Source organism: Pseudonocardia sp. HH130629-09 (assembly GCF_001294645.1).
In the GTDB taxonomy this organism is placed as follows: Bacteria; Actinomycetota; Actinomycetes; order Mycobacteriales; family Pseudonocardiaceae; genus Pseudonocardia.
Map to the genome: position 1 here is coordinate 99,906 of NZ_CP011869.1, position 22,841 is coordinate 122,746.

At 70.5% G+C, this 22,841-nt stretch carries 25 protein-coding genes, 3 pseudogenes and 1 other annotated feature; of the genes and pseudogenes, 20 read left to right on the forward strand and 8 right to left on the reverse strand.

Features of this window, described 5'->3' with window-relative positions; genetic code table 11:
* Positions 1-29: 29 nt before the first annotated feature.
* The 3 genes from XF36_RS28745 to XF36_RS32045 all read right to left on the reverse strand — a co-directional run bounded on the left by XF36_RS28745 (position 30) and on the right by XF36_RS32045 (position 2,725).
* Positions 30-1,643, reverse strand: coding sequence for a helix-turn-helix domain-containing protein (locus tag XF36_RS28745; RefSeq protein ID WP_145981691.1), 1,614 nt, complete (start codon positions 1,641-1,643; stop codon positions 30-32).
* A gap of 270 nt (positions 1,644-1,913) precedes the next feature.
* Positions 1,914-2,219, reverse strand: coding sequence for a hypothetical protein (locus XF36_RS28750; protein WP_060715111.1), 306 nt, complete (start codon positions 2,217-2,219; stop codon positions 1,914-1,916).
* 275 nt (positions 2,220-2,494) lie between these two features.
* Positions 2,495-2,725 (reverse strand): DDE transposase family protein, encoded by a 231-nt coding sequence (locus XF36_RS32045; protein WP_068797468.1) that lies wholly within the window; start codon positions 2,723-2,725, stop codon positions 2,495-2,497.
* Positions 2,726-2,887: 162 nt separating this feature from the next.
* On the opposite strand from XF36_RS32045, the gene XF36_RS28755 reads away from it, so the two are divergent.
* From XF36_RS28755 to XF36_RS28770, 3 genes are all read left to right on the forward strand, one after another.
* Positions 2,888-3,190 (forward strand): hypothetical protein, encoded by a 303-nt coding sequence (locus XF36_RS28755; RefSeq protein ID WP_060715193.1) that lies wholly within the window; start codon positions 2,888-2,890, stop codon positions 3,188-3,190.
* On the forward strand, positions 3,187-3,510 hold the full coding sequence (locus tag XF36_RS28760) for a ribbon-helix-helix protein, CopG family (RefSeq protein WP_060715112.1): 324 nt from the start codon (positions 3,187-3,189) through the stop codon (positions 3,508-3,510). Before XF36_RS28755 ends, XF36_RS28760 begins: the two co-directional genes overlap by 4 nt.
* A gap of 137 nt (positions 3,511-3,647) precedes the next feature.
* Positions 3,648-4,915, forward strand: a protein-coding gene (locus XF36_RS28770) for an IS3 family transposase (RefSeq protein WP_414706267.1) whose coding sequence is annotated in 2 segments (ribosomal slippage) — positions 3,648-3,914 and positions 3,917-4,915 — 1,266 coding nt in all. Because the reading frame shifts where the segments join, the coding sequence is not laid out codon by codon here.
* Positions 3,902-4,033 (forward strand) — a sequence feature (AL1L pseudoknot). (Overlaps the previous gene by 132 nt.)
* A gap of 257 nt (positions 4,916-5,172) precedes the next feature.
* Here the strand turns inward: XF36_RS28770 and XF36_RS28775 are convergent.
* A complete protein-coding gene (locus tag XF36_RS28775) occupies positions 5,173-5,991 on the reverse strand; it encodes an IclR family transcriptional regulator domain-containing protein (RefSeq protein ID WP_060715113.1) in 819 nt (272 codons plus the stop codon).
* Between the two features lie 144 nt (positions 5,992-6,135).
* Here XF36_RS28775 and XF36_RS28780 point away from each other — a divergent pair, with 144 nt between their 5' ends.
* The 7 genes and pseudogenes from XF36_RS28780 to XF36_RS28805 all read left to right on the forward strand — a co-directional run bounded on the left by XF36_RS28780 (position 6,136) and on the right by XF36_RS28805 (position 13,507).
* On the forward strand, positions 6,136-6,690 hold the full coding sequence (locus XF36_RS28780) for a flavin reductase family protein (protein WP_060715114.1): 555 nt from the start codon (positions 6,136-6,138) through the stop codon (positions 6,688-6,690).
* Positions 6,691-6,757: 67 nt separating this feature from the next.
* Positions 6,758-8,338, forward strand: a complete 1,581-nt coding sequence (locus tag XF36_RS28785) for a 4-hydroxyphenylacetate 3-hydroxylase N-terminal domain-containing protein (RefSeq protein WP_060715115.1) — start codon at positions 6,758-6,760, stop codon at positions 8,336-8,338.
* 13 nt (positions 8,339-8,351) lie between these two features.
* The gene (locus XF36_RS28790; protein WP_060715116.1) at positions 8,352-9,227 is read left to right on the forward strand and encodes a dioxygenase; all 876 of its coding nucleotides are present in this window, start codon (positions 8,352-8,354) and stop codon (positions 9,225-9,227) included.
* A 72-nt stretch (positions 9,228-9,299) separates the two neighbouring features.
* Entirely contained in the window at positions 9,300-10,124 is an 825-nt protein-coding gene (locus tag XF36_RS28795) for an adenylyltransferase/cytidyltransferase family protein (protein WP_082375976.1), read from the forward strand.
* A gap of 383 nt (positions 10,125-10,507) precedes the next feature.
* A complete protein-coding gene (locus tag XF36_RS31025) occupies positions 10,508-11,458 on the forward strand; it encodes an alpha/beta fold hydrolase (RefSeq protein ID WP_082375977.1) in 951 nt (316 codons plus the stop codon).
* Positions 11,459-11,848: 390 nt separating this feature from the next.
* Positions 11,849-12,118 (forward strand): annotated as a pseudogene (locus tag XF36_RS31030) (integrase core domain-containing protein); the annotation flags it as partial.
* A gap of 177 nt (positions 12,119-12,295) precedes the next feature.
* Entirely contained in the window at positions 12,296-13,507 is a 1,212-nt protein-coding gene (locus XF36_RS28805; RefSeq protein ID WP_238589343.1) for an IS256 family transposase, read from the forward strand.
* Between the two features lie 46 nt (positions 13,508-13,553).
* On the opposite strand, the gene XF36_RS28810 is transcribed toward XF36_RS28805, so the two are convergent.
* The 3 genes from XF36_RS28810 to XF36_RS28820 form a co-directional block, all read right to left on the reverse strand.
* Entirely contained in the window at positions 13,554-14,654 is a 1,101-nt protein-coding gene (locus XF36_RS28810; RefSeq protein ID WP_145981692.1) for a hypothetical protein, read from the reverse strand.
* Between the two features lie 148 nt (positions 14,655-14,802).
* Positions 14,803-15,255 carry a hypothetical protein gene (locus XF36_RS28815; protein ID WP_060715119.1) on the reverse strand — a complete coding sequence of 151 codons (453 nt, stop codon included), beginning with the start codon at positions 15,253-15,255 and terminating at the stop codon, positions 14,803-14,805.
* Positions 15,256-15,261: 6 nt separating this feature from the next.
* The gene (locus XF36_RS28820; protein WP_060715120.1) at positions 15,262-16,812 is read right to left on the reverse strand and encodes a hypothetical protein; all 1,551 of its coding nucleotides are present in this window, start codon (positions 16,810-16,812) and stop codon (positions 15,262-15,264) included.
* A gap of 215 nt (positions 16,813-17,027) precedes the next feature.
* On the opposite strand from XF36_RS28820, the gene XF36_RS28825 reads away from it, so the two are divergent.
* The 6 genes from XF36_RS28825 to XF36_RS32050 all read left to right on the forward strand — a co-directional run bounded on the left by XF36_RS28825 (position 17,028) and on the right by XF36_RS32050 (position 19,509).
* Complete coding sequence (locus XF36_RS28825; protein ID WP_060715121.1) at positions 17,028-17,312, forward strand: AbrB/MazE/SpoVT family DNA-binding domain-containing protein; 285 nt, start codon at positions 17,028-17,030, stop codon at positions 17,310-17,312.
* Positions 17,313-17,406: 94 nt separating this feature from the next.
* Positions 17,407-17,760 (forward strand): type II toxin-antitoxin system VapC family toxin, encoded by a 354-nt coding sequence (locus XF36_RS28830; protein WP_238589398.1) that lies wholly within the window; start codon positions 17,407-17,409, stop codon positions 17,758-17,760.
* A gap of 54 nt (positions 17,761-17,814) precedes the next feature.
* On the forward strand, positions 17,815-18,297 hold the full coding sequence (locus tag XF36_RS28835) for a hypothetical protein (protein WP_060715122.1): 483 nt from the start codon (positions 17,815-17,817) through the stop codon (positions 18,295-18,297).
* A 393-nt stretch (positions 18,298-18,690) separates the two neighbouring features.
* Positions 18,691-18,897: a hypothetical protein gene (locus tag XF36_RS28840; RefSeq protein ID WP_145981693.1), complete on the forward strand. Its 207-nt coding sequence runs from the start codon at positions 18,691-18,693 to the stop codon at positions 18,895-18,897.
* Positions 18,894-19,271, forward strand: a complete 378-nt coding sequence (locus XF36_RS28845; RefSeq protein WP_060715124.1) for a type II toxin-antitoxin system death-on-curing family toxin — start codon at positions 18,894-18,896, stop codon at positions 19,269-19,271. The genes XF36_RS28840 and XF36_RS28845 overlap by 4 nt, the downstream gene beginning before the upstream one ends.
* 55 nt (positions 19,272-19,326) lie before the next feature.
* Entirely contained in the window at positions 19,327-19,509 is a 183-nt protein-coding gene (locus tag XF36_RS32050) for a type II toxin-antitoxin system VapC family toxin (RefSeq protein ID WP_145981694.1), read from the forward strand.
* Between the two features lie 57 nt (positions 19,510-19,566).
* On the opposite strand, the gene XF36_RS28850 is transcribed toward XF36_RS32050, so the two are convergent.
* A complete protein-coding gene (locus XF36_RS28850; protein ID WP_064485717.1) occupies positions 19,567-20,892 on the reverse strand; it encodes an IS1380 family transposase in 1,326 nt (441 codons plus the stop codon).
* Positions 20,893-21,108: 216 nt separating this feature from the next.
* On the opposite strand from XF36_RS28850, the gene XF36_RS32850 reads away from it, so the two are divergent.
* From XF36_RS32850 to XF36_RS28860, 4 genes and pseudogenes are all read left to right on the forward strand, one after another.
* Positions 21,109-21,339, forward strand: a complete 231-nt coding sequence (locus XF36_RS32850) for a hypothetical protein (protein WP_068800947.1) — start codon at positions 21,109-21,111, stop codon at positions 21,337-21,339.
* A pseudogene (locus XF36_RS28855) lies at positions 21,297-21,461 on the forward strand (transposase); the annotation flags it as partial. The gene XF36_RS32850 and the pseudogene XF36_RS28855, both read left to right, overlap by 43 nt.
* A 51-nt stretch (positions 21,462-21,512) precedes the next feature.
* Positions 21,513-21,731, forward strand: a pseudogene (locus XF36_RS35895) (hypothetical protein); the annotation flags it as partial.
* Complete coding sequence (locus XF36_RS28860; protein WP_238589402.1) at positions 21,686-22,771, forward strand: ISL3 family transposase; 1,086 nt, start codon at positions 21,686-21,688, stop codon at positions 22,769-22,771. The pseudogene XF36_RS35895 and the gene XF36_RS28860, both read left to right, overlap by 46 nt.
* Positions 22,772-22,841: the final 70 nt, after the last annotated feature.

The following is a 22,841-nucleotide window of genomic DNA, read 5'->3' on the forward strand; positions in this document are numbered from 1 at the left end:
ACTCCTGTCATAACGCGAGGGCATGGCGGTCATCGGAGCCTCCGGTGAGCTCGGGGGAGAGGCCGGGAGGCGCGTTCAGCCCGTGCCCGCGCGAGCGCACGCTCGTGGGCGGTCCGACCTTCATCGAGGGCATTGCATTCGTCGTTGCGCGGTGAGCTGGTGTCGTTCGAGGCGCTTGAGGTAGGCACGCTCCCGTGACCATCCGCCGGATCGAGCGGCGGGGGGGTGGCTGCGCGGCGAGTGCGCCCTTCGTCGAGTGCGCGGCTGATCCGGCGGTAGTAGCGCTTGCTGGTTTCGACCGTGGCGACTTCGGCGGCGGGGCGGGCAGCGTTGCGGCGGGCGGTGAACTCGGCGGCCCACTGACGGACGATGGCAGAGCGGGCGGCGCGGTGGTCGTAGCTGCTGATCTGCAGATCGGTGGGGCTCAGGTCGGTGGCGCCGTAGGGCAGTCGTTCGGCCGCGGCATGGCCGCGGACGAGGGCCGCCGAGCGGCGCTGGCGGGAGTCGACAGTGGGTGAGACCAGCGGGCCGCGCGCGTCGCGCCACCAGCTCAGGCGATGGCGCAGCCAGCCGTCGGGCCTGCGCAGTTGACCGGCTGGGCAGCGGTGGGCCGGAGTGGCGGGGCCGTCCTGGCGGGGCCGGTGCTCGAGGGCGTAGAGCAGGTCGTTGTTGGTCCAGCCTGCTTCCCACCAGGGGCGAGCGATGGAACGGATCCAGCGCGGGGTCAGCCGGCGCAGTGCGGGGTCGGTGCGCAGCTCCGCGGCCGCGGCGAGCATCTCGGCTCCGGTGACCGGGACCCGTCGGGCGAAGTGGCCGGCGTGCTGCTCCTCTTGTCCCGGCCCGTTAGGGCCGTACTGGTCACGAAAACGTGGGCTGACCTGTGGATTGTGGATTTGTGTCCTCGCGCGCGTAGGAACCCCTGTAGAAGTCTTAGAAGGATCTTTAAGTGTTGGTGTTGGGGTCCAAGTTGTGCCTGTGTGGGTCTCTGGCACTTCGTGCTCACTGCTCTGGGCACGTGGGTCCGGCACGGTCGGGATGGCCTGCTCGGCCGCCTCAGCGGCGGGCACTCTTAGCTGGTAGACCGCGGCCCGGTTGCCGGCGAGATGCTGCAGCGCGAGTGGACGGAACTGAGGGGTGGTGCCGCCCTCGACGCGCAGCAGCCAGCCATGGCGCTGCAGTTCGGCGAGCCAGCGAGCGGTGCTGCTGCGGCGCCACCCGCTGGCCTCCTGCAGGCGCTCCCAGGTGGGCCAGCTGGTGTGGTCGTTCCAGTCGGCGCGGCGGGCGAGCTCGGCCAGCAGCCCGCGCAACCGCTCAGCGGCGTCGCGACGGACCTGCTGATACCAGGACGAGCCCAGCAAGGCGCGATACCAGTCCAGCGCGGTGCGGGGGAGCAGCGTCGCAGCGGCGGACAGCAGCTCGTCGGCCGACGCGACGTCGGCCTCGAGGGAGGCAGTGAGCTCGGCAGCGGAGACGTCGCCACCGCAGGCGAACCAGCACGGTGCGCATACGAACGACCTGAGTGGAGTGTTGCGCGCGGTTCCCGACCGACGTCGGCAGCTGACGCACATCCGGGGGAGTTCGATCCCCGGATGGGTCGGCCAGGACGCCGGCAGCCCTGCCGGAAGAGGCAGAACTGGCTGCATGAGGAGTCGAAGGCCCGGGTTGGGGTTCGACTCGCGGGACGCACAGCGAGATGGTGCTGTGCGAACTTCGGGACGCGCGCTACTATGAGAGCGCGCAGGCAAGCGTTGCGCCTCCCTTCTGGGAGAGGCTGGGTGTAGGAGTTGGCGCTCCGAACCCCGTTACGTTGGGCCCGTTCCTCTTCGCGGGAGGGACGGGCCCTAGCGCATTTCAGGGTATGCACTCAGCCCAGATGTTCGATTGTCGTGGCGCCGCTTCGAGCGGCAACGAGGTCAAGCGGTCTGCCTGAGCACCTCCTCCTGGAGGGCCTCGTCGGCCAGCCGGAGTTGGTCTTGCGACGGCAGAGCACGGGTGAGCTGGTCGGTGAGCCTGGCGGCTGTCGCCTGCACCGTCTTCGGGTCCTCGAGCGCCATCAGGATCGCTGCGAAGAGATAGTCGTTGCGGGTCAGCCCGAGGGCTTCACGCTCGTCGTCGATCTGGTCAGTGATCTCCGGCGGGACACGCGTCCCGACCAGTTCTCGCGGACCCTTGTAGCGCTTCGCGGCCCCGTTGCGGCCGCGCGGCCTCCGCTCGCTCATGCGTGGCATCCTGTCAGCAGTACCTGTTACAACACGATCCGACGCGCCGACGCCACCAGTTCGGGTTTCCACCCTGCTTTGCCCCTTGGATCTCGCTACTTCGCCTGATCATGGGGCAAGCCACGGCGCTCTCCCCGGCTGGCTGCTACTCGAGGTGCTCGAGGGCCGACTGCACGACCACGAGCGCGCTCCGCACGTGCGCCGCAGGGATGCGCTGCTCGGCGGCGGTGGCCGTTGCAGGGCTACCGACCGTCTGAGCCAGGGGGTCGGCAAAGTCAGATGATCTTGAGTAGTCGGAGGGGGCGCAGCGCGTCGCGGCTGTGATGTCGTACTGCGGCGGCGATGTTGGTGGCTCCGGCGAGGCGGTGCAGGCTGATCACCAGGTTCCGGAGCGAGGCCATGACCTGGGGTCCGGCAACGGTTCGGATGGTGGAGTGGTCCTCGGCGAAGGTGACGTCGCGGACCCAGTGCAGCGCGTTCTCGATCTGCCAGTGAGCCTTTTTCAACCTGCCGTTCCGGCAGCTCAGGGGCCTGGTTGTGTGGGTGCAGACGCCGAGCTAGCGAGCCGGTGACCTGTGCAGCTGTGGTCAGAGCAGTTGCGCTGCAACCTTCGCGATCTCCTGACGCAGAAGCTCGCTGGTCAGGTTGAAAAAGGCTCAATGCGATACATGGTGGACGATCTCTGGTGGCGGGATCAGGACGCCGACTACATCCGGCGACGCAGCGAGCGCTACCCGGGAGCAACAGGGATCGAACCAGGCTGGGCGCTCGAAGCCGCGCAGGATCCCCGCCGGATCGTGCGCGACCCGGACCCGAGAAGCCGCAGCGCCGCACTGCGGATCATCGGCTACTCACCGACCGTGGGGTTCGTGCTCACCGTGATCGCCACACGGGCCCACCACGCCAGCGTCACCGCGTGGAAGACTAGCGGAGCCGACCTGCGCTCCTACGAACGACAGGAGGGCCCATGACCACCAACGACGATCCCCACGCCCACATCGACGCAGAGGTGGCCGCTGTCCGCGCCGACTACGCTGAAGAGGAAGCCGAGGCCGCGGAGACCGAGATCGCCGAGCGCACCGCAGCGCTGGACGTGCCCCTGAACCTGCGCATCGACCGCGACCTCGACGCACAACTCAAGCAACGAGCCGCCGCCGCGCAGATCCCCACCTCGGCGCTGGTGCGACGCCTGCTGCGCGCCGTCGTGCACGACCACACCGCATCGGTGCTTACCGTGGAACAGGTCGAGGCCATCGCCCGCCGAGTACTCGCCGACACCGCCAACAGCTGACCAGTCACGTACCGAGGGACGCGAGCCCAGCAGGTACCAGAGCTCGTGGTCTACCTGAAGCGCCCCGGGTCTGGTGGAGGCACTGAAGCCACGGGAAGGTGGTCTTCGTGCCGGCACCGAGGAAGTTCAGCGACGAGATGCGTGAGCGGGCCAAGCGCATGGTCCGGGAAGCACGCCAGCAGGAGCCCGGCTTGTCGGTCAACGCCGCGTGTAAGCGGATCGGACCGCAGCTGGGGATCCTTCCCGACACGCTGCGGGGCTGGTGCAAGCAGGCCGATATCGACGACGGTCTGACACCCGGGGTCACGACCGAGGACCGCGACGAGTTGACCCGGCTGCGGCGGGAGAACGCCGAGCTGCGGCGGGCGAATGAGATCCTCAAGACTGCCTCGGCGTTTTTCGCCTCGGCGGAGCTCGACCGCCGACTGCGGTGATCGTCGACTACATCGACGCCCACAAGGGCCGGTTCGGGGTCGAGCCGATCTGTGCTGTGCTGACCCAGCACGGCGCCACGATCGCCCCGAGCGGCTACTACGCAGCCAAGACCCGCCCGCCGTCGCGGCGAGCGCGCTCCGACACCGGGCTGGCCGAGACGATCGAGGCCACGTTCTGGGACCGAGCCAAGGGCCGCGGGGTCTACGGAGCCCGCAAGATGTGGCACCAGCTGCGCCGAGACGGCGTCCCGGGCGCCGACGGCGCTCCGGTCGCCCGCTGCACCGTCGAGCGGCTGATGCGCTACCTGGGCCTACGCGGCGCCCGCCGCGGAGCGCCAGTGCTGACCACCCGACCCGACCGACAGGCCACCCGGGCGCCGGATCTGGTCGATCGGGACTTCACCGCCGCCGCACCCAACCGGCTCTGGGTAGTGGATCTGACCTACGTGCCGACCTGGTCGGGGATGGTGTTCACCGCGTTCGTCTCCGACGTGTTCTCCCGACGCATCGTCGGATGGCGTTGCGCTTCCTCGATGCCAACCGAGCTCCCGCTCGACGCTCTGGAAATGGCGTTGTGGACCCGTGACAGCGCAGGTCAGACGACCGACGGGCGCCTGGACGGGTTGATCCATCACAGCGATGCAGGCAGCCAGTACTGCGCTATCCGATACGGCAACCGCCTCGCCGAGGCCGGCGCGATCGCCTCGATCGGCTCGGTCGGTGACAGCTACGACAACGCCCTGGCCGAGTCGGTGATCGGGCTCTACAAGACCGAGTGCATCCGCCGTGACGGACCGATCCGTGCGGTCGAGGATCTCGAGCTGGCCACCGCGAGCTGGGTGCATTGGTTCAACACCCAGCGGCTGCACTCCATGATCGGCAACATGCCGCCGATCGAGTACGAACAGAACTACTACGCTCACCAACCAGCCCGAGACACTCCGATCTCGGGAGAACTCAGCCTCCACTGAACCCGGGGCGCTTCACGTCGCCACCGGCTTCCCATGATCGACCGGCGTTGGCGCAGCGCGTCGGACAGGCGTTGCAGGCAGCGGTTGGACACCTGCATCGAGGACGGGTAGACAAGCACGGTGAAGCTCCTGGTTGGCGCGGGTTGATCTCAGCAATCACCCGTCTACCAGGGGCTTCACCCATCTCGGTGATGCCACGCCGCGACCCCGCCGACCTCGTGACTGTCAGGTTGGAAAGGGCTCACTGGCCCACGCGGTCAGTAGAAGCCGTCCCGGGCGGCGCCGAACCGGGCGCTCGACGTGCGTCCCAGGCTCCGGCTGAGCCGCTCGGCCGCGGCCAGCACGTGCGGCAGGACGGTCTCGACCAGCTTCTCCGGTGAGCACCGTCCGGTGCTGGTCGCGGAGGCGATCGCGGCGGCCACTGCGCCCGTGTGGTCGCGCACCGGCGCCGCCAGCGTCATTAGGTCGGGGTCGAGCTCGCCGACGGCCAGTGCCCAACCTCGGGTCTGCACCTCGCGGAGGATCCCACGCAGGACCTTCGGATCGGTGACGGTCCGCGGGGTGCAGGCCCGCGGTGGCGTGGCGAGCATCCGGGCGATGACCGGCTCCTCGGCCCAAGCCAGCAGGACCCGTCCCATCGCGGTCGCCGTGGCCGGGACCCGGGTGCCGGGGGACACTTCGACCTGCAGGATCCGGCGCACCGGCACCCGGGCGACGTAGACGACGTCTGCGCCGTCGAGCACGGTCAGCGAGGCGGACTCGTCGGTCTCCTCGGCCAGACGGGCCAGGTGCGGGCGGGCGTCCTCGACTATCGAGTGGGTCGCGGAGTAGCGCTGCCCGAGCGACAGCACCCGCGGGGTCAGCCGCCAGCGGCTGCCCACCGGCTCGACGTAGCCGAGGTGCTGCAGCGTCAGCAGGATCCGGCGGACGGCCGGCCGGGACAGCCCGGTCGCCGCAGCCACGTCCGAGCTGGTCGGCCGCGGCCGGTCGGCGTCGAAGGCGAGCAGTACGGCGAAGCCCCGCTCGATGCTCTGGATGCGGTCCCGGCCCCCGGCGCCGTCGGCCACCTCGGTCATTGGGACGGTGTTCCTCTCAATCCATCGTAAGTCGGTCCGTCCGCCTCGGACGGGGGCGTTGACCTGTGTGTTCCCGCCCGACACAGTAGTGGTGAACGCAAAGCGGGCAGCACGTACGCAAAGCGTAAGGGAAGGAGTCGGTCGATGGCGATCGATCCGCGGGAACTGCGCCGGTGTCTCGGGCACTTCGCCACCGGCGTCACTGTCATCACCTGTCAGGGGACCGACGGCGCACCGCACGGGGCGACGGTGAACGCCTTCACCGCGGTGTCGCTCGACCCACCGCTGGTGCTGGTGTCGCTGGACCGGCGGTCACGGCTGTGCGCGCTGGTCGAGCAGGAGCGGCGGCCGTTCGCCGTGAACGTCCTCGCGTCGGGGCAGAAGGACCTCGCCCTGCACTTCGCGGGTCGTCCCAACCAGGACGTCGACTGGCTGGACGACAGCACCTGCGGCGCGCCGCAGCTTGCCGGGGCCCTGGCGCACATCTCGTGCACTCCCTGGCAGGCCTACGACGGCGGTGACCACGTCCTCTACCTGGGCGAGGTCCAGGAGTTCCTGATCCACGACGGAGCCCCGCTGCTGTTCCACACCGGCCGGTTCCACCACCTCGGCGACGACCACGCTCCCATCCTCTGGGGCGACTCGGCCGACAGCCCCGAGGGCCAGAGCTGGATCGCCGGCACGACGGCGACCCGCTGACCACACCACCCACGGTGCCGTGCGCACGCACGGCCCGGCCCGAGCCCGAACGACGAAGGAGTCGACGATGACCCTGCAGCAGGATTCGGTCGCCACCCCGACCGACGAGAACGGCCGCGTCACCCGGCCGATGACCGGGGACGAGTACGTCGAGAGCCTCAAGGACGACCGCGAGGTCTACCTCTACGGCGAGAAGGTCGCCGACGTGACCACGCACCCGGCGTTCCGCAACGCGGTGCGGATGACCGCGCGGCTCTACGACGCGCTGCACGCCCCGACCCGGGCTGACAAGCTCGTTGTCCCGACCGACACCGGTAGCACCGGGGTCACCCACCCGTTCTTCCGTACCCCGCACTCGGTCGAGGACCTGCGCAAGGACCGTGAGGCGATCGCCGAGTGGGCGCGGATGACCTACGGGTTCATGGGCCGCAGCCCCGACTACAAGGCCGCGTTCCTCGGCACCCTGGGCGCCAACTCCGAGTTCTACGACCCCTACGCCGCCAACGCGCGACGCTGGTACACCGAGTCCCAGGAGAAGGTCCTCTACTGGAACCACGCGATCATCAACCCGCCGGTCGACCGGCACCGCCCGCCCGACGAGGTCTCCGACGTGTTCATGCACGTCGAGAAGGAGAACGACAACGGCGTCGTCGTGTCCGGGGCGAAGGTCGTCGCCACCGGCTCGGCGATCACCCACTTCAACTTCCTCGCCCACTACGGTCTGCCGATCAAGAAGCGTGAGTACTCGCTAGTCTGCACGGTCCCGATGGGCGCACCGGGGATGAAGCTGATCTGCCGGCCGTCCTACGCCCAGCAGGCCTCGATGATGGGCAGCCCGTTCGACTACCCGCTGTCGTCGCGGATGGACGAGAACGACACGATCTTCATCCTGGACAAGGTCCTCATCCCTTGGGAGAACGTCTTCATCTACGGCGACGCGGAGAAGGCGTCGACGTTCTTCCCCGGGTCGGGCTTCCTGCACCGCTTCACCTTCCACGGCGTCACCCGGCTCGCGGTCAAGCTCGACTTCATCGCCGGTCTGCTGATGAAGGGCCTCGAGGTCACCGGCTCCAAGGACTTCCGCGGCGTGCAGACCCGAGTCGGTGAGGTCATCGCTTGGCGCAACATGTTCTGGGCGCTGTCGGACGCAATGTGCGCCAACCCCGACGAGTGGGTCGGTGGGGCGAAGCTGCCCAAGCTCGACTACGGCCTGGCCTACCGCTGGTTCATGACCCTGGGCTACCCGCGGGTCAAGGAGATCATCATGCAGGACCTTGGCGCCTCGCTGATCTACCTGCCCAGCCACTCCGTGGACTTCCTGTCGCCGGAGGTCCGGCCCTACCTGGACAAGTACGTCCGCGGCTCCAACGGCTACGAGGCCGTCGACCGGGTCAAACTCATGAAGCTCATCTGGGACTCCATCGGCTCGGAGTTCGGCGGCCGCCACGAGCTCTACGAGCGCAACTACTCCGGCAACCACGAGGGTGTCCGCGCGGAACTCCTGTTCGCCGCCGAGGCATCCGGGACAGCGTCGGCGATGAAGGGCTTCGCCGAGCAGTGCCTGTCCGAGTACGACCTCAACGGCTGGACCGTCCCCGACCTCATCAACAACGACGACGTGCGGCTGTTCGGCCGCAACGGCCGCTGAAAGGGGACGCGTCATGACCACCACCGACCACGGCGTCGCCCCGTCCGGTGCCGGGCTCGCCGGGGCGAACGCCACCGAGTCCGCCCGCCTCGGGCTGTCCAGCAAGCGGGACACAGCCGGGACCGGACGGGGCGACGCCGAGCGCGTCGCCACCGTCGTGGGCGCCGCCTTGGAGGGCATCCGCGCCGCGATCCGCGACCACAAAGTCACCTACGCCGAGTTCGACGCGTTCAAGCGCTGGCTCATCGACGTCTCCGACACCGGGGAGTGGCCGCTGTTCCTCGACGTCTACCTCGAGTTCGAGGTCGAGCGCGTCGCCGCCGAGCCCCAGGAGGGCTCGACCGGCACCATCCTCGGCCCGTTCTGGCTCGACGGCCAGGCCCGGCTGAGCTCGCCGGCGACCCTGCCCATGCGCGAGGACGAGCCCGGCACGCCGCTGGTCCTCGCCGGGCAGGTGACCGGCACCGACGGCACCCCGCTGTCCGGGGCGTCGGTCGACATCTGGCACACCGACGACGAGGGCTGGTACTCCGGCTTCGCCGAGAAGCCCCCGCCCGGAAACCTGCGCGGCGTCGTCGCCTGCAACGAGCAGGGCCGGTTCGAGATCCACACCCGCAAGCCCGCCCCGTACACGATCCCGCTGGACGGCCCCACCGGGAAGCTCACCGAGTCGGCGGGATGGAGTCCGTGGCGACCGGCGCACCTACACCTGCTGGTCTCGGCCCCCGGGCACCGCACGGTCACCACCCAGCTGTTCTTCACCGGTGACCGGTACCTGGACTCCGACGTCGCCTCGGCGACCAAGCCGGAGCTCGTCCTCGACCCGCAGCCCACCGGGAACGGCGCCGAGGTCCGCTCGGACCACGACTTCGTCCTCGAACCCGAGTAGTCCGTACGGGTGGGCGGCCCCGCACGGGGTCCGCCCACCCGTCGGCGTAACCGTGACGTGGAGGTCCCGGTCATGACCACCGCCCAGGCACCCGATCGCACCCCGAGTCGGCCCGTCGTCCCGCTGTGGTGGGGCGTCGACGCCGTCCCTGACCGCTTCGGCCCCTGCGTGGTGACCGTCGGGGTCTTCGACGGCGTCCACCGTGGCCACCGACGCCTCATCGACCACGCCCGAGCCGTCGGGCGGGAACGGGGGCTACCGGTCGTGCTGCTCACCTTCGACCCGCATCCGGCCCGCGTGCTCGGGATCGACCGCGACACCGCCGTCCTGACCACCGTGGACCGCCGCGCGGAGCTGGCGGCCGCCGCCGGCGTCGACGCGGTCTGCGTACTCCGCTTCACCACCGGGCTGGCCGCCCGGACCCCGCATGAGTTCGCCCGCGACGTCCTCGCCCGCGGGCTGGAGGCCGCGGCGGTCGTCGTCGGTGCGAACTTCACCTTCGGCGTCCGCGCCGCCGGCGACGTCACCACGCTGGCGACTCTGGGGACGGGTCTCGGCTTCACCACCCACGTGGTGCCGCTGCTGCAGGCGGTCGACGCTCCCTGCTCGTCCACCCACGCCCGGCGGTGCATCCGATCGGGCCGGCTCGACGCCGCGGCGCGGGCCCTCGGCCGCCCGCACCGGGTCGACGGCGCGCGCCGCGGTGACGTCGTCCGTCCTGATCCCGGGACGGCGCTCCCACCGCCCGGCCGCTACTGCGGTCTCGTGGACGGCTGTGCGGGCGACGTCGAGGTGCTGCCCGGCGGGCGGGTGCGGATCGTCGCGGCCGTGGGGGACCGGCCGGCACCGGACGGCCCGGTCTCGGTCGTCTTCGCCGGGAACGGCACGCTCCGATGACCACCGCGGAGCAGCGTCTCGCCCGGCTGGAGGTCATCGAGGAGATCCGGGCCCTCGACGCGCGCTACTGCCGGGCCCTCGACAACGGCGACTGAGACACCCTGGTCTCGCTGTTCACCGACGACGGCGAGTTCGTCGGCCTCCGCCACGCGCGAGGCCCGGTCGGTCTGCGCCGCTTCTTCGTCGGTCTGGCCCGCGACGGGCTCACCTCGTTCTGGCACCACGTGTCCAACCTGGAGGTCGAGCTGGACGACCACGCCGTCGGTGGGGGAGCCCGCGACGGCGCGCGTCCACTCGCTGCTGTGGCAGCCCTGTGTCCGCGACGGGGTCCCACACGTGGCCGCCGGCCGCTACGACGACCGCCTCGTGCACGTCGACGGTGAATGGCGCTACCGGCGCAAACGCGTCTCGTTCGACTACTTCGCCCCGCTCGCCGACGGGTGGGAGAAGGGCTTGTTCAGCGTCGTCGACGCCGCCGGGACCTACTGGACGGGCGCACCCGAACCGGAGGTCGAGTTCGTCCACCCCCCGATCACCCTCGCGCACCGGCCGACGGTCGCGAGGGCGCCTCCGTCCTCGTGCTCGGACCGTCGCTGGGCACCGACCTGCACCTGTTCGACGTCCAGGTCGACGCCCTGGGCGACGAGTTCCGCATCGTGCGTTACGACCTGCCCGGACACGGCGCGAGCCCGGCACCCGCCGGGCCGTACACGATGGCCGGTCTCGCGCGCGACGTCGTGGCCCTGCTCGACCGGCTCGCCATCGGCCGCGTCCACTACGTGGGTGTCTCCATCGGCGGCGCCATCGGCCAGCAGATCGCCCTCGCCTTCCCCCGGGCGTCTGACGACCCTGACGGTGCTCGCCTCGGCCGCCCGGTTCGCCGAGCCGTCGAGCTGGCCCTCCTCCCACGCCCAGACGGTGCGTGCCCGAGGCACCTCCTCGATGGTCACCAGCCGACCCGGCGTCTGGCTCACCCACGAGTTCGTGGACACACACAACGAGGAGGCGGTATGCCTGCTGCGCATGCTCGGCGCGACCGACCCGGAGGGCTACGCCGGGTGCTGCGAGGCGATCGGAGCCTTCGACGTGCGGCGCAGGCTTCCCGACATCACCGTCCCCGTACTGGCCATCGCCGCCCGCGCCGACTCGGCCGCACCCCCGAGATGCTGAAGCTGATCGCCAACGGGGTGCCGGACGGCCGCTACGCCGTCGTGGACGGGGCTGCGCACCTGGCCAATGTCGAGGCCCCACAGCAGGTCACCGCATTGCTGTCCACCTTCCTCACCGGCCGCGGCGCGGATCTCCCGTGCGACGACGCGCAGTCGCCCACCTGATGTACCGACCGGAGACGCCGATCGCACTCGTGGGGACTGTTTCAAGATCGGTGTTTTCGGCCCGACACGCCGGGCTGAGGTCCGGCGAGATGGGCACGGACAGTGATGACATCGGACCTTGTGGGTTCAGCCAAGGATGAGACGGGTTCAGGGCGTCAGCTTTCCCCGGAGCAGGCCGCCGCGGCGGCGATGGTGGCCGACGCGCGGGCGCGCGGGTTGGAGCTGACCGGCCCGGGCGGGCTGTTGAAGCTGTTCACCAAGAACGTGCTGGAGACTGGGCGTCGCTGGTGTCCGAGAGGTACCGCCGCTGACGCCGAGCCACCCATCCACGATGGGGACCGGATCCCAGCTCGCGCGGCGCAGACACACCGATCCTTCTCAAACACACTCTCACACGCCTGGCGTGACACCTGCAGCGAACTGGGCATCACCCACAAGCGAACCCGGCCCTACCGGCCTCAGACCAACGGCAAGATCGAACGTTTCCACCGCACCCTCGCCGACGGGTGGGCATACGCCCGCTTCCACCCCTGCGAAACGGCTCGGCGAGACGCGCTCCCCGGCTGGCTGCACTTCTACAATCACCACCGGCCCCACAGCGCAACCAACGGCCTACCGCCGATCAGTCGCCTGACCAACCTGCCTGGACATCACATCTAGCGCTCCTCCGGGGGAGCACGGGGACTGTTTCAAGATCGGTGTTTTCGGCCCGACACGCCGGGCTGAGGTCCGGCGAGATGGGCACGGACAGTGATGACATCGGACCTTGTGGATCCAAGCGAGGGTGACCCGAAGCCTGCTCGGCAGGCGTCGGCGGAGCGGGCCGCTGCGGCGGCGATGGTGGCCGAGGCGAAGGCGCGCGGGCTGGCGTTGACCGGCCCGGACGGCCTGTTGAAGCTCTTTACCAAGAATGTTCTGGAAACGGCGCTGAACGAGGAGATGACCGAGCACCTCGGGCACGACAAGAACCGGGCCGACCCCGGCCGGGAATCCACCAACGTGCGGAACGGGTCCCGCTCGAAGACGGTTCTCTCGGATGCCGCGGGTGACGTGGAGATCGACGTTCCGAGAGACAGGGCCAGCACTTTCGAGCCGCAGATCGTGAAGAAGCGTCAGCGGCGCCTCACAGATGTCGACGAGGTCGTACTGTCGCTGTATGCGAAAGGGATGACGACCGGGGAGGTTTCCGCACATTTCGCTGACATCTATGGGGCGTCAGTATCGAAGGAGACGGTCTCGCGGATCACCGACAAGGTCGTCGCCGAGATGAATGACTGGGTTGGTCGGCCGTTGGATTCGGTGTACGCCGCGGTGTTCATCGACGCTGTCCACGTCAAGGTCCGGGACGGGCAGGTCGCCAACCGGCCGGTCTACGCAGCCATCGGCGTCACCGTGGACGGCTGCAAGGACGTGCTGGGGCTGTGGATGGGCGTCGGCAGTGAGGGCGCGAAGTTCTGGATGAGCGTGCTGGTCGACCTGAAGAACCGCGGCGTGCGTGACGTGCTGTTCCTGGTCTGCGACGGCCTCAAAGGACTCCCGGAGGTCGTGGCCAACGTGTGGCCGCAAACCATTGTCCAAACCTGCGTCGTGCACCTGATCCGAAACACTTTCCGGCTGGTGGGTCGACAGGACTGGGACGCGGTGAAGCGCGACATCAAACCAATCTATGCCGCGCCCAACCCGAATGCAGCACTTATCGCTATGGATGAGCTCGACGAGAAATGGGGCCGTAAGTACGCGGCGATGATCCGGCTATGGCGCAACGCGTGGGAAGAGTTCGTGCCGTTCTTGGACTACGACGTCGAGATTCGAAGGGTGATCTGCTCTACGAATGCGATCGAATCGCTTAACGCCCGCTACCGGCGCGCGGTGCGGGCGCGTGGTCATTTCCCCACTGAGCAGGCTGCGATGAAATGCTTGTATCTTGTGACTCGCAGCCTGGACCCGACCGGGACGGGCCGCACGAGGTGGACGATGCGTTGGAAGCCCGTGATCAACGCGTTCGCCATCACGTTCGGTGACCGCTGGCCGGGAGCCGAGACCTACTGAGCAACGACGCCGAAACACCGATCACGAGACAGGCCCGGAGCACGTTCTAAACCGTCCCCCGGTGAACACACGGGTGGAGCTGTCTCGGGGGTGTATGGCCCACACCAGCGTCAGGAACGCGTGTCTGGGGCCATGAGCCTTTTTCAACCTGCCGTTCCGGCAGCTCAGGGGCCTGGTTGTGTGGGTGCAGACGCCGAGCTGGCGAGCCGGTGACCTGTGCAGCTGTGGTCAGAGCAGTTGCGCTGCAACCTTCGCGATCTCCTGACGCAGAAGCTCGCTGGTCAGGTTGAAAAAGGCTCAGTCCCTGCTCGGTCGTCGGTGAGCGCATGAAGCGCAGCACCCGAGCCCCGCCGTCGCCGTCGCTGTCGTGGTGGTCGTTGTGCCCGGCCGGTGTCTGGCCGATGGTGTGGTGGTCGAGTGCGAGGTGGAGCAGGTCGAGGTCGCTGCGGACGGCGTCACGGACCTGGGTGGGGGTGTCCTGTTCGGCGCAGGGCCCGTCGCATCGGCATGCTCGCCACTGCCCCGGTCCGGGTTGCAGGCGTCGGGTGAAGTCCTCGAGGACCTCGCGGGTCTGGGCCAGGACCCGGCCGGGGACCTGGGCCTCGTCGGGTTCGAGGCCGGCGCGGCCGGCGGTGCGCAGGGCCAGGCCGAGACCGGTGTTCGCTTCGGCGGCGGTCCAGGGCTCGAACCGGCCGACGGTGGGACGCAGGGTGTCGAGTACGGGCAGCAGCTGCAGCGCGGGGGAGTCTGCGGGGGCGCCGTCGGCCGGGTGGGGTCCGGTGGTGTGCGGGTCGGTGTTCACCGCGGCGAATAGCTGGGCTTGGCCGAGCGCGGCGACCAGCCGGCCCAGGAATGCCACCGGCAGTACCGCGTCGGCAACGTCAGCGGCGTCGGCGAGCCGGGCGTGGCCGGCCTCGACGTCGACACAGAACTGTTCGGCCATCTCGCGGCCCCAGGAGTCGTCGAAGTAGCGGCGCAGCGCGGTGGCGGAGGTGACGCCCATGTGGTGGGCGACCGTATCGATGCGGTCGCGCAGACCGTGCTCGATCACCGGCAGGGAGACCTCGATACCGCGGTGCCGGCAGGTTTGGGCGAAGTCGTCGACCAGGCGTTGCAGCTTGTTCGACCGGTGTCGCGTCTGACCCATGATCACATTTTCCCACCCTCCACCTCGGCGCATACCGACAGCGTCGGCCGGGTCGTGCCGGGCGGGCCTTCAGACTCCGCGGGTGCGGGGGTGTGGGTGTGGGTGTCGGAACCGGCGCGGCCGAGGCGCGCGGGCCGCCCGGGGCGGATTATCGCGGGGTCCGCTGGGCGGGGTGGCAGGTGGGGCAGAGGGGCCCGTCCAGGCGCCAGCCTGCGGTGGTGAGCCAGGCCCGGGTGGGTGCGGGCAGGGTGTCGTCTGGTGCGGCGGCGAGGTCCCCGACGAGCAGGGGGCCGTCACCGCAGATCAGGCAGGTCAGGTCGGTGATCGGCCCGGTGGGTGGGCAGGCGCGGCAGTAGCGGACCTGGGTGGGGCCCTGCGGGCCGTCGACGAGCCACAGCGCGCTCATCAGGATCTGCTGGTGCGGATCGGCCGGGGGCTGCCCGCACCGCCTGCAGCGCAGGGTCTGCGCACCCGCGGCGGTACCGGCAGGCGTGGTGCCGGCAGGGGTGGTGACGGTGGGGGAGGGGGCGGTGTTCACCGGCCGGGCCGAGCGCTGCGGGCGGCCCGCGGGTCCGGGACCGGCGTGGGGTGCGGGGTTCATGGAGCGTCACTCCTGGGCGTCGGTGTCGCCGGGCTGCTCGGTCGGTGCGGGCGCTTGGGTGGCGGTGGGTCCGGGACGGCGCTGAGCGGCGCGGGGCCGGCGGGCCCGGGCCCCACGCGGCGCGGCAGCCTGCTCGGACGGCTTGGTGGCGGGCGGGTCGTCAGCGGCGCGGTCGCCGGTGCTGGTGTTGTCGTCCGGGTCGAGATCGCGGTCCTGCCGGCGGGTGCGGCCGGGTACTTGGCCCCGGGCCCGAGCGAGGTCGGTGCGTAGCTCGGCGAGCTGAGCGGTGTGGCGGGTGTCGGCGTCGGCGAGGCGCTGCTCGCCGTAGGCGCGCTCGCGATCGACGTCGCGGACGAGCTGTTCACGCACCGCGGCGAGAGTGCTCTCAGCACCGGCCCGAGCCGCCCGGTGCTCGGCGGCCTGCTCGCGGACGTCGTGCAGCTCATCGGCCAGACGAGTGCGTTCGGTCTCGACGCGGTCGCGGTCCTGGCGGGTCGCGGCCAGGTCCGCGACGGCGGTGTCACGTTCGGCGCCCAGCTGCTCAACCCGGCGCCGGGCCTCGGTGAGCTCGCTGTCGAGACGGGTGTGGTCACGGGTCAGAGCGGCCAGCTCGACACCGACCCGTTCCACCTCGGCAGCCGCCGTGTCGCGGGCGGCGGCCGCGGTGTCGCGTTCGGTGATCGCCGAGGTCAGCTCGACGCGCAGCGTGTCGAGCTGCGCGCTCAGCTCGGTGGTGACCCGGTCGGTGTCGGCCCGGGCCGCGTCGCGTTCGGCGGTCAGCTCGACGACCTGCTGTTGCAGCGCAGCCTGGGTCTGGGCGAGCTGATCGCGGGCGTGGTCGCGCTCGGCCACAGCCGTCTCGCGCGCCTGTTCCGCGGCGTGGGCGGTCTCGACGGCGTCGGCGGCCTCGGCATCGGACGCGGCGGCCGAGCGGCGGGCGGCGTCGGCGGCGTCGCGCCCGGCCCGGGCCTGGGCACGGGCCTCGTCGGTCGCGGCCTGGGCCGCGTCGACCTCCGCGCGTGCAGCGCGGCGGGCGGCAGCGATCTCCGCGGCGACGGCCTCGGGGTCGGCCAGGGTGCCCAGGGCATCACGCAGCTCCCCACCGCCCTCATCGAGGCGGGCGATCAGCGTGGCGACCTGCTCGGTGACGGTCTGCCCGGCCCGGGCGATCGGCCGCGCCAGGGTGTCGTCGGGCTCACCGCGGCGCCGTGCCGGCGCCCCGCCGTCGGCGATCCGCTTGGCGTTGACCCGGTCGTGCATCACCCCGCCCACGACCTGGTAGCAGTACTTCGGCCGCCGCCCCGACCCGGCGTACTCCATCGTGTTCGCGCAGCCCCCGGGGAACTGGCACGGCTCAACCTCCGGCTGGCCGCGCCGCGCCCGCCACGCCGCCTCGGCCGGGCCGGTGGCATCCGCGGCCGCCACGTCACCGGCGCCGGCCTCGTCACCGTCCTCACCGTCGGCGACGGGACTGTGCAGCGGCGGCAACGCAGCAGCCGGCGCGGCCGCCGGCGTCTCGTCGCCGGCCGGGCTATCAGGGAAGGGCTGCTCGTCCACGATCGCGACTCTAGCCGTTTCGTATCGTTGCGTCAACCGTTCTGTATATTGTTTCGTTGCAACGAAACGATACGATAGGCTCGCCGGGCTTGCCGTGCTACGCGACAGAAGCAACGTTATGTTGCGTAGAACTGCGATGCGGGTGCACCGGCTCTCCTGTCGTCGTGTGGAGTGTCCTGACAGATAGTGGACACATCTGCGCTAGACTCGGTCGCATGTCGGAGCAGGTGGACGATGCGGGACATGCCGAGGTCGTCGTCAATCGGGACGGCCGGATCCTGATCCCCGCGCAGGTGCGTCGTGATCTGGGCCTGGCCGCCGGGTCGGCGTTGCTGCTGTCGGTCGAGGACGGGCGGGTGGTGATGGAGTCCCGTGCCCAGCTGGTCGCGCGGATGCGCCGGGAGATCGCCGAGGCCTGGCAGGGCGACCCGGCGGTCTCGGTCACCGACGAGCTGCTCGCCGAGCGCCGCGCCGAGGCGGCCGCCGAGGACGCCCGGTGAGCGCAGGCGACGAAGCGGGCTCCGCTGCCCCCGACCCGGCCCCGGCTCGATCCCTGGCTCGGTCTCTGGCCCTGCGGTCCTGGATGCCTCCGCGGTGCTGGCCTGGCTGCGCGCCGAGCCCGGCGCCGAGGTCGTCGAGACCTACCTCGACGCGGCGGTGCTCTCGGCGGTGAACCTCTCGGAGGTCTACCAGAAGCTGGCCCAGCGCGGCGTCGACGCCGACCGCACCCTGCGCCAGCTGCGCACCCTGGGGATCCGGACCGAACCGGTCACCGCCGCCGACGCGGTCACCGCGGCGACCCTGTGGCCGGTCACCCGCGCGGCCGGGCTGTCCCTGGGCGATCGGTGCTGCCTGGCCCTGGCCACCCGCCTCGACGGCCCGGCGATCACCGCCGACACCGCCTGGACCGCCCTCGACGTCGGCGTGACTGTCGTACCCATCCGGTAGACCCCGGGCACCGGCACCGCACCCGTTCGCTCAACGAGGCAAGGGAGCACGGACATGTCCACACCGCACGGATCGACCGTCTACCCCGCGCCCCCGGCGACGCTTCCCGCCGACCTGAGCGAGCTGTGGGTGCACCGCCACCTGTTGCCCGCCGACGTCCTGCGGACCCTGGCTGATGTCTGGATCTGCGCCAGCGCGGTCCGGATGCCGGCCGTCGCCCCCGACCGGTTCTGGGACGACGACCCCGGCTTCTTCGCCCGCCACGACACCGTCACCTGCTCGCTGCGCACTGCCCTGCCGGACCGGCCCGGCACCGCCGGTCCCCGGCCGCCGCTCCCACCCGATCCGCACGCCGCAGTGGACCAGGTCTTCGCCCGCCGGCACCGGCTCACCGCGGGCGAGCTGTTCACGGTCCAGCGCTGCTGGTGCTGTGCCTCGGCCGCGCAGTGGGGTGCCCCGCACGAGCGGTTCTGGACGCTCGACCTCGACGGCGCCGACCTGCTCTCCACCCACGACATCGCCGACTGCGAGTCCTGACCGTGGCCAGCGCACCGCGCCACGACCGGCCGGAGACCGTCCGGATCGGGATCCACCGGGCCCTGGACATCGTCACCCTCCTGCGCGAGCTGAAGGGCTGGATCTACTACACAGTCCTGGCCTGGGGCGCTGCTGGGGATACGCCTGTTCGGCGGCTACGACCGCTTCGACCACGCCTGGACGGCGGCGGCCGTCAACGGCGGCACCACTCTCGCGCTGATCATCGTGGTGGTGGGCGCGCTGCGGCTCCTGCTGCTCCGCCGGATCGTCGTCCGGGATCTGAACGACTGAGGTCTCGGCGGCCGCCGCCACGGCGCCTGAGCAGCAACGGCACGGCCCTCACCCAACAAACCGGGCTGGGGGGGCGCCGTCGTGCAGCTGTACTCTTTCCGCATGGCCCGGACCGACCGCACCCCCCGCGACGAGACAGCTGCGGCCAGCGAGCGCCAGGGATTCTTCCCTCAGCCCCGGCAGGACAGCGAGGACATCGCCGCCGACCAGGACGGCGGGCCCATCGGCGTGTCCGAGGATGACCAGGCCATCGCCGCGGACATGCTCCGCGAGTACGGCCCGGCGTTCCGGCGCCTCGCTGACCTGTGACCCGCTACCTGACGACGGAGCAGCTCCTCTACTACGGCCGCCTCGCCGTCGAGCACGGGCAGCTCCACGTCCGGGACTGGGGCCTCGTCGAGTCCGCCCTGTACCGGCCGCAGGCGTCCGCGTTCGGGCAGGACGCCTACCCCGACGTCTGGACGAAGGCCGCCGCACTACTCCAGTCCCTCGCCACCAACCACGCGTTCGTGGACGGCAACAAGCGGACCGCGCTCGCGGCGACCTACGCCTTCCTGCGGCTCAACAACGAGCGGCTCACGATCTACAACGACGACGCTGTGGGCTTGGTGCTCGCCGTGGCCACCGGGCAGCTCGCCGACATCGAGAAGATCGCGGAGGCGCTGCGCGCCGGAGCCGAGTAGACCCCGGCGGGGCGGACTCCCCGGCGCCGGCCCCGCAGCGCTGGATGCCTCCGCGGTGCTGGCCTGGCTGCGCGCCGAGCCCGGCGCCGACGTCGTCGAGACCTACCTCGACCGGCCCGGGTCATCGGCCAGCGCAGTTCGAGCCCTTACCCCGAATCCACCGAGGCAGCTGCTCGGTGATCATCTGCTGGTTGTCGGAGAGTGGTTGGCGATGACGTTTCAGAAATTAGCGTGCTGATCTTGCCGGTCTGGTCGGCTGCTCCGAGGTTCCTGGTAGAGGACAGGGAAGTGCTGGTCAGCCTGGCGCGGGTAGCGCGGTGACGGCGGCCAGAGCGGTCCGGAATTGATCGGCCCAGGGCCAGCGGCTCGGTAGCCGTAGGTGCAGGTGGCGGGCGGTGTGCACTAGCCGACCCGGGGTGGTGAACAGCTGCCGGCGCAGGGTCGCCATCGTCGTGCGGGGCCTCCCGGCCAGGGAGCCGACGGCGCGGGCGAGGTTGTGGGCGATGACCGCGAGCGCGAGCCAGGCGGCGTTGGCCATGAACCGTCCGGAGGGCAGGTGGGCCAGCCCGGCGGACTTGAGTTCGGCGATGGACTGCTCGACCACGGCGTGGCGGCGGTGGTTGGCCTCGATCTCGACGAGTTCGCCCGGCCGGTCGGTGACCATGGCGTGGTAGTCCCAGTTGGTGAACAGGGCCAGTTGGGATCCCGGCGTGGGACGGACCCGTCGCACGACCAATCGCACCTCGACCGCGTCCTTGGTGCTGGCGAAGCAGGTGTAGCGGGTCTCGGCGATATCGGCGCCGGAGACTTCCGGGGTGGACAGCCAGTACGGAATGGGCTGCCACGCGTGCTCGGGGATGGCCTCGATCGCGGCCCGGATCTTGCGGTCCTGGCGGGCGGTGACCGAGAAGCGGACGTCGAACTTGCGCGCGGTGGAGATCATCGCGCGGGAGTAGAACGCCGAGTCCGCCCGCACCGTGAGCGGCCCGGTGGCGCCGGCGTCACGCAAACGGGACACGGTCTCGGTCAGAAACGACTTCGCGCCCCGGGCTGCGCCGGCCGCTCCGCCGCGCAGCCGGGAGAAGATCACCTGCCCGGTCTCGGCGCACGTCGCGAGCTGCGGGTGATAGCCGCGGACTTTCGTGTAGCCGTAATCCGCGCCCTGCTTGTCGCGGCCGTGGACCTCGCAGATCGTCGAATCGATGTCCACCGTCACCGGCCCTGCCGGGTCGGTGGGACCGGCCCCGGCCGCCCAGGTCCGCGCCAGCAGCCCGCGGGTGACCGCGTCGAGCTCACGTACGTTCGACCACTTGAATGCCCGTAACCAGGTGCCGATCGTCGAGGGCGCCCGGACCTGGTCGAACAGCGCCGGCATCGCCCCGGCCCGCAGTACGGCGACGTCGTCGATGGAGTCTCCACCAGCCAGGATCGACCCGACCACCGACAGCGCCTTCGTCCCGCCGTTCGCGCCATGGCAGGCCAGCCGCACCCGATCCCCGACCAGCTCGGCGACGCCGAGCTTCTGCGCTAACGCCGCTGCCGGGAGCAGCCCGGCCGCCGACACGAGATTGGGTTCGTCGTAGCTCACCGACACCCGCGTCAAGTCATGAGATGCTCGCACCCGTCAGATGCCTCCTCGGTCGGGCTGATCGTGTCCGTCGCACGACACATCGTCCCTGCTCAGGAGGCATTTGATCTTTGAGGCGCGCCGCAGTCAGCTCATCGCCTCGGTGGATCCGGGCTTACTGAGGCGCCCGCCTCCGTGACGACGCCGGTACGGCGTCGCCACGGCGCGGGTCCCAGGTGGAGCCGGACCGGCCCGCTACCGTCACTGACCGTGTCCGATTGCCAGCCCCGCGAACTCACCGCCGCGGTCGCGGCGGGCGGGCTGGTACCCGTCACCGACCTCGACGGCGGGCCGCTCTCGGCCGAGGAGACCGCCTACGGCCAGGCCTCGAAGGCCCCGGCGACGACTGGCTGGCCGCGGTCGAGACCACCGACCTGCCCGAGCTACACCGGTTCACCACCGGGCTGCGCCGTGACTACGACGCCGTCCGCGCCGGTCTGACCCTCGAGCACAGCTCCGGCCGGGTCGAGGGCACCGTCAACAAGATCAAAATGCTGAAGCGGCAGATGTTCGGACGCGCCAACTTCGACCTCCTCCGCACCCGTGTCCTCCACGCGAACTGACCAGGACACCGCCGATCACGCAAAGTGGCTCTGGCGCACTCCGCGTGATCGATGGTTCGGCGTGGCTCCCGGCCTCTGGCTCGCGATGGAGCAAGATCACTTGAATGTGATCTTGCGCGGCTGCTGCCGCATCTGGGCGCGGTGGAGCTCCAGGCGGTCGAGGACATCGGCGCCGGGGTGGTGGTGTTTGCTCGGCTGACCGCCGGGGAGTCGGCCTGTCCGCGCTGTGGGCAGCGGTCACGTCGGGTGCATTCGCGTTACGAGCGGCGGCTGGCCGACGCCCCGATCGCCGGTCGGGCGGTACAAGTGCGGTTGCGGTCCGGCGGTTCTTCTGCGCGAACGGAAAGTGCGCGGCGCGGACGTTCGCCGAGCAGCCGGACGGGCTGGCCGCGCCACGAGCGCGGATCACCTCGCTGTTGCGGGAGATGCTGCTGGAGATCGGGCTGATGCTGGCCGGTCGAGCGGGAGCCCGACTGGCGAGACGGTTGGGCATGCCCACCAGCCGGCACCGACTGCTGCGACTGCTGCACGACTTGCCCGCTCCCGAACTCGACACGCCGACGGTGTTGGGAGTCGACGACTTCGCGTTGCGCCGCGGCCGGATCTACGGGACGGTGCTGATCGACGTGCTCACCGGCGCCCCGGTCGACCTGCTGGCAGACCGGGAGACCGGGAGACTCGCGGCGTGGCTGCGCACCCGGCCAGGCGTCGAGGTGATCTGTCGGGACCGAGCCAGCGGTTATGCCGACGCCGCCCGGCAGGGCGCCCCGCAGGCGGTCCAGGTCGCGGACCGGTGGCATCTGTGGCGGAACTTGGGCGAGGCGGTGGAGAAGGCCGTCCTCGCCCGACGCTCCCACCTGGCCGCGGCGAACCCCATCCCCGAACAGGCCCCGGCCACCGAGCCGCGGGTCGTGCGGGTGGCCCCGGAGAAGCGGATCGTGACCCGGCTTCGGGAGAATTACCAGGCCGTCCAGCAGTTACGGGCTCAAGGTATGTCGAAGGCGGCGATCGGGCGCAGGCTCGGCCTGCACCCGGCCACGGTCCGCAAGTTCACCGACGCCGCCTCGGCGCACGAGCTGACCGCGAAGACCGAGCAGCGCGCACACCTGATCGACGACTACGTCGAACATCTACACCGGCGCTGGAACGAGGGCGAGCGCAACGCCACGGCCCTGTTCCGAGAAATCGTCGCGCTCGGCTACCCGGGTGGCGAGCTGGCGGTCCAGCGTTACCTGCGCCGATTCCGTCACGGTCGCGGCCACGCACCGCTACCGGCGCGCGGTGCGGGCGCGTGGTCATTTCCCCACTGAGCCTTTCCCAGTAGCCCGGATCTTTCGTCGGGCAGTCCTGGCTTGATCGACACCGGTGCTGGCCGGTGTG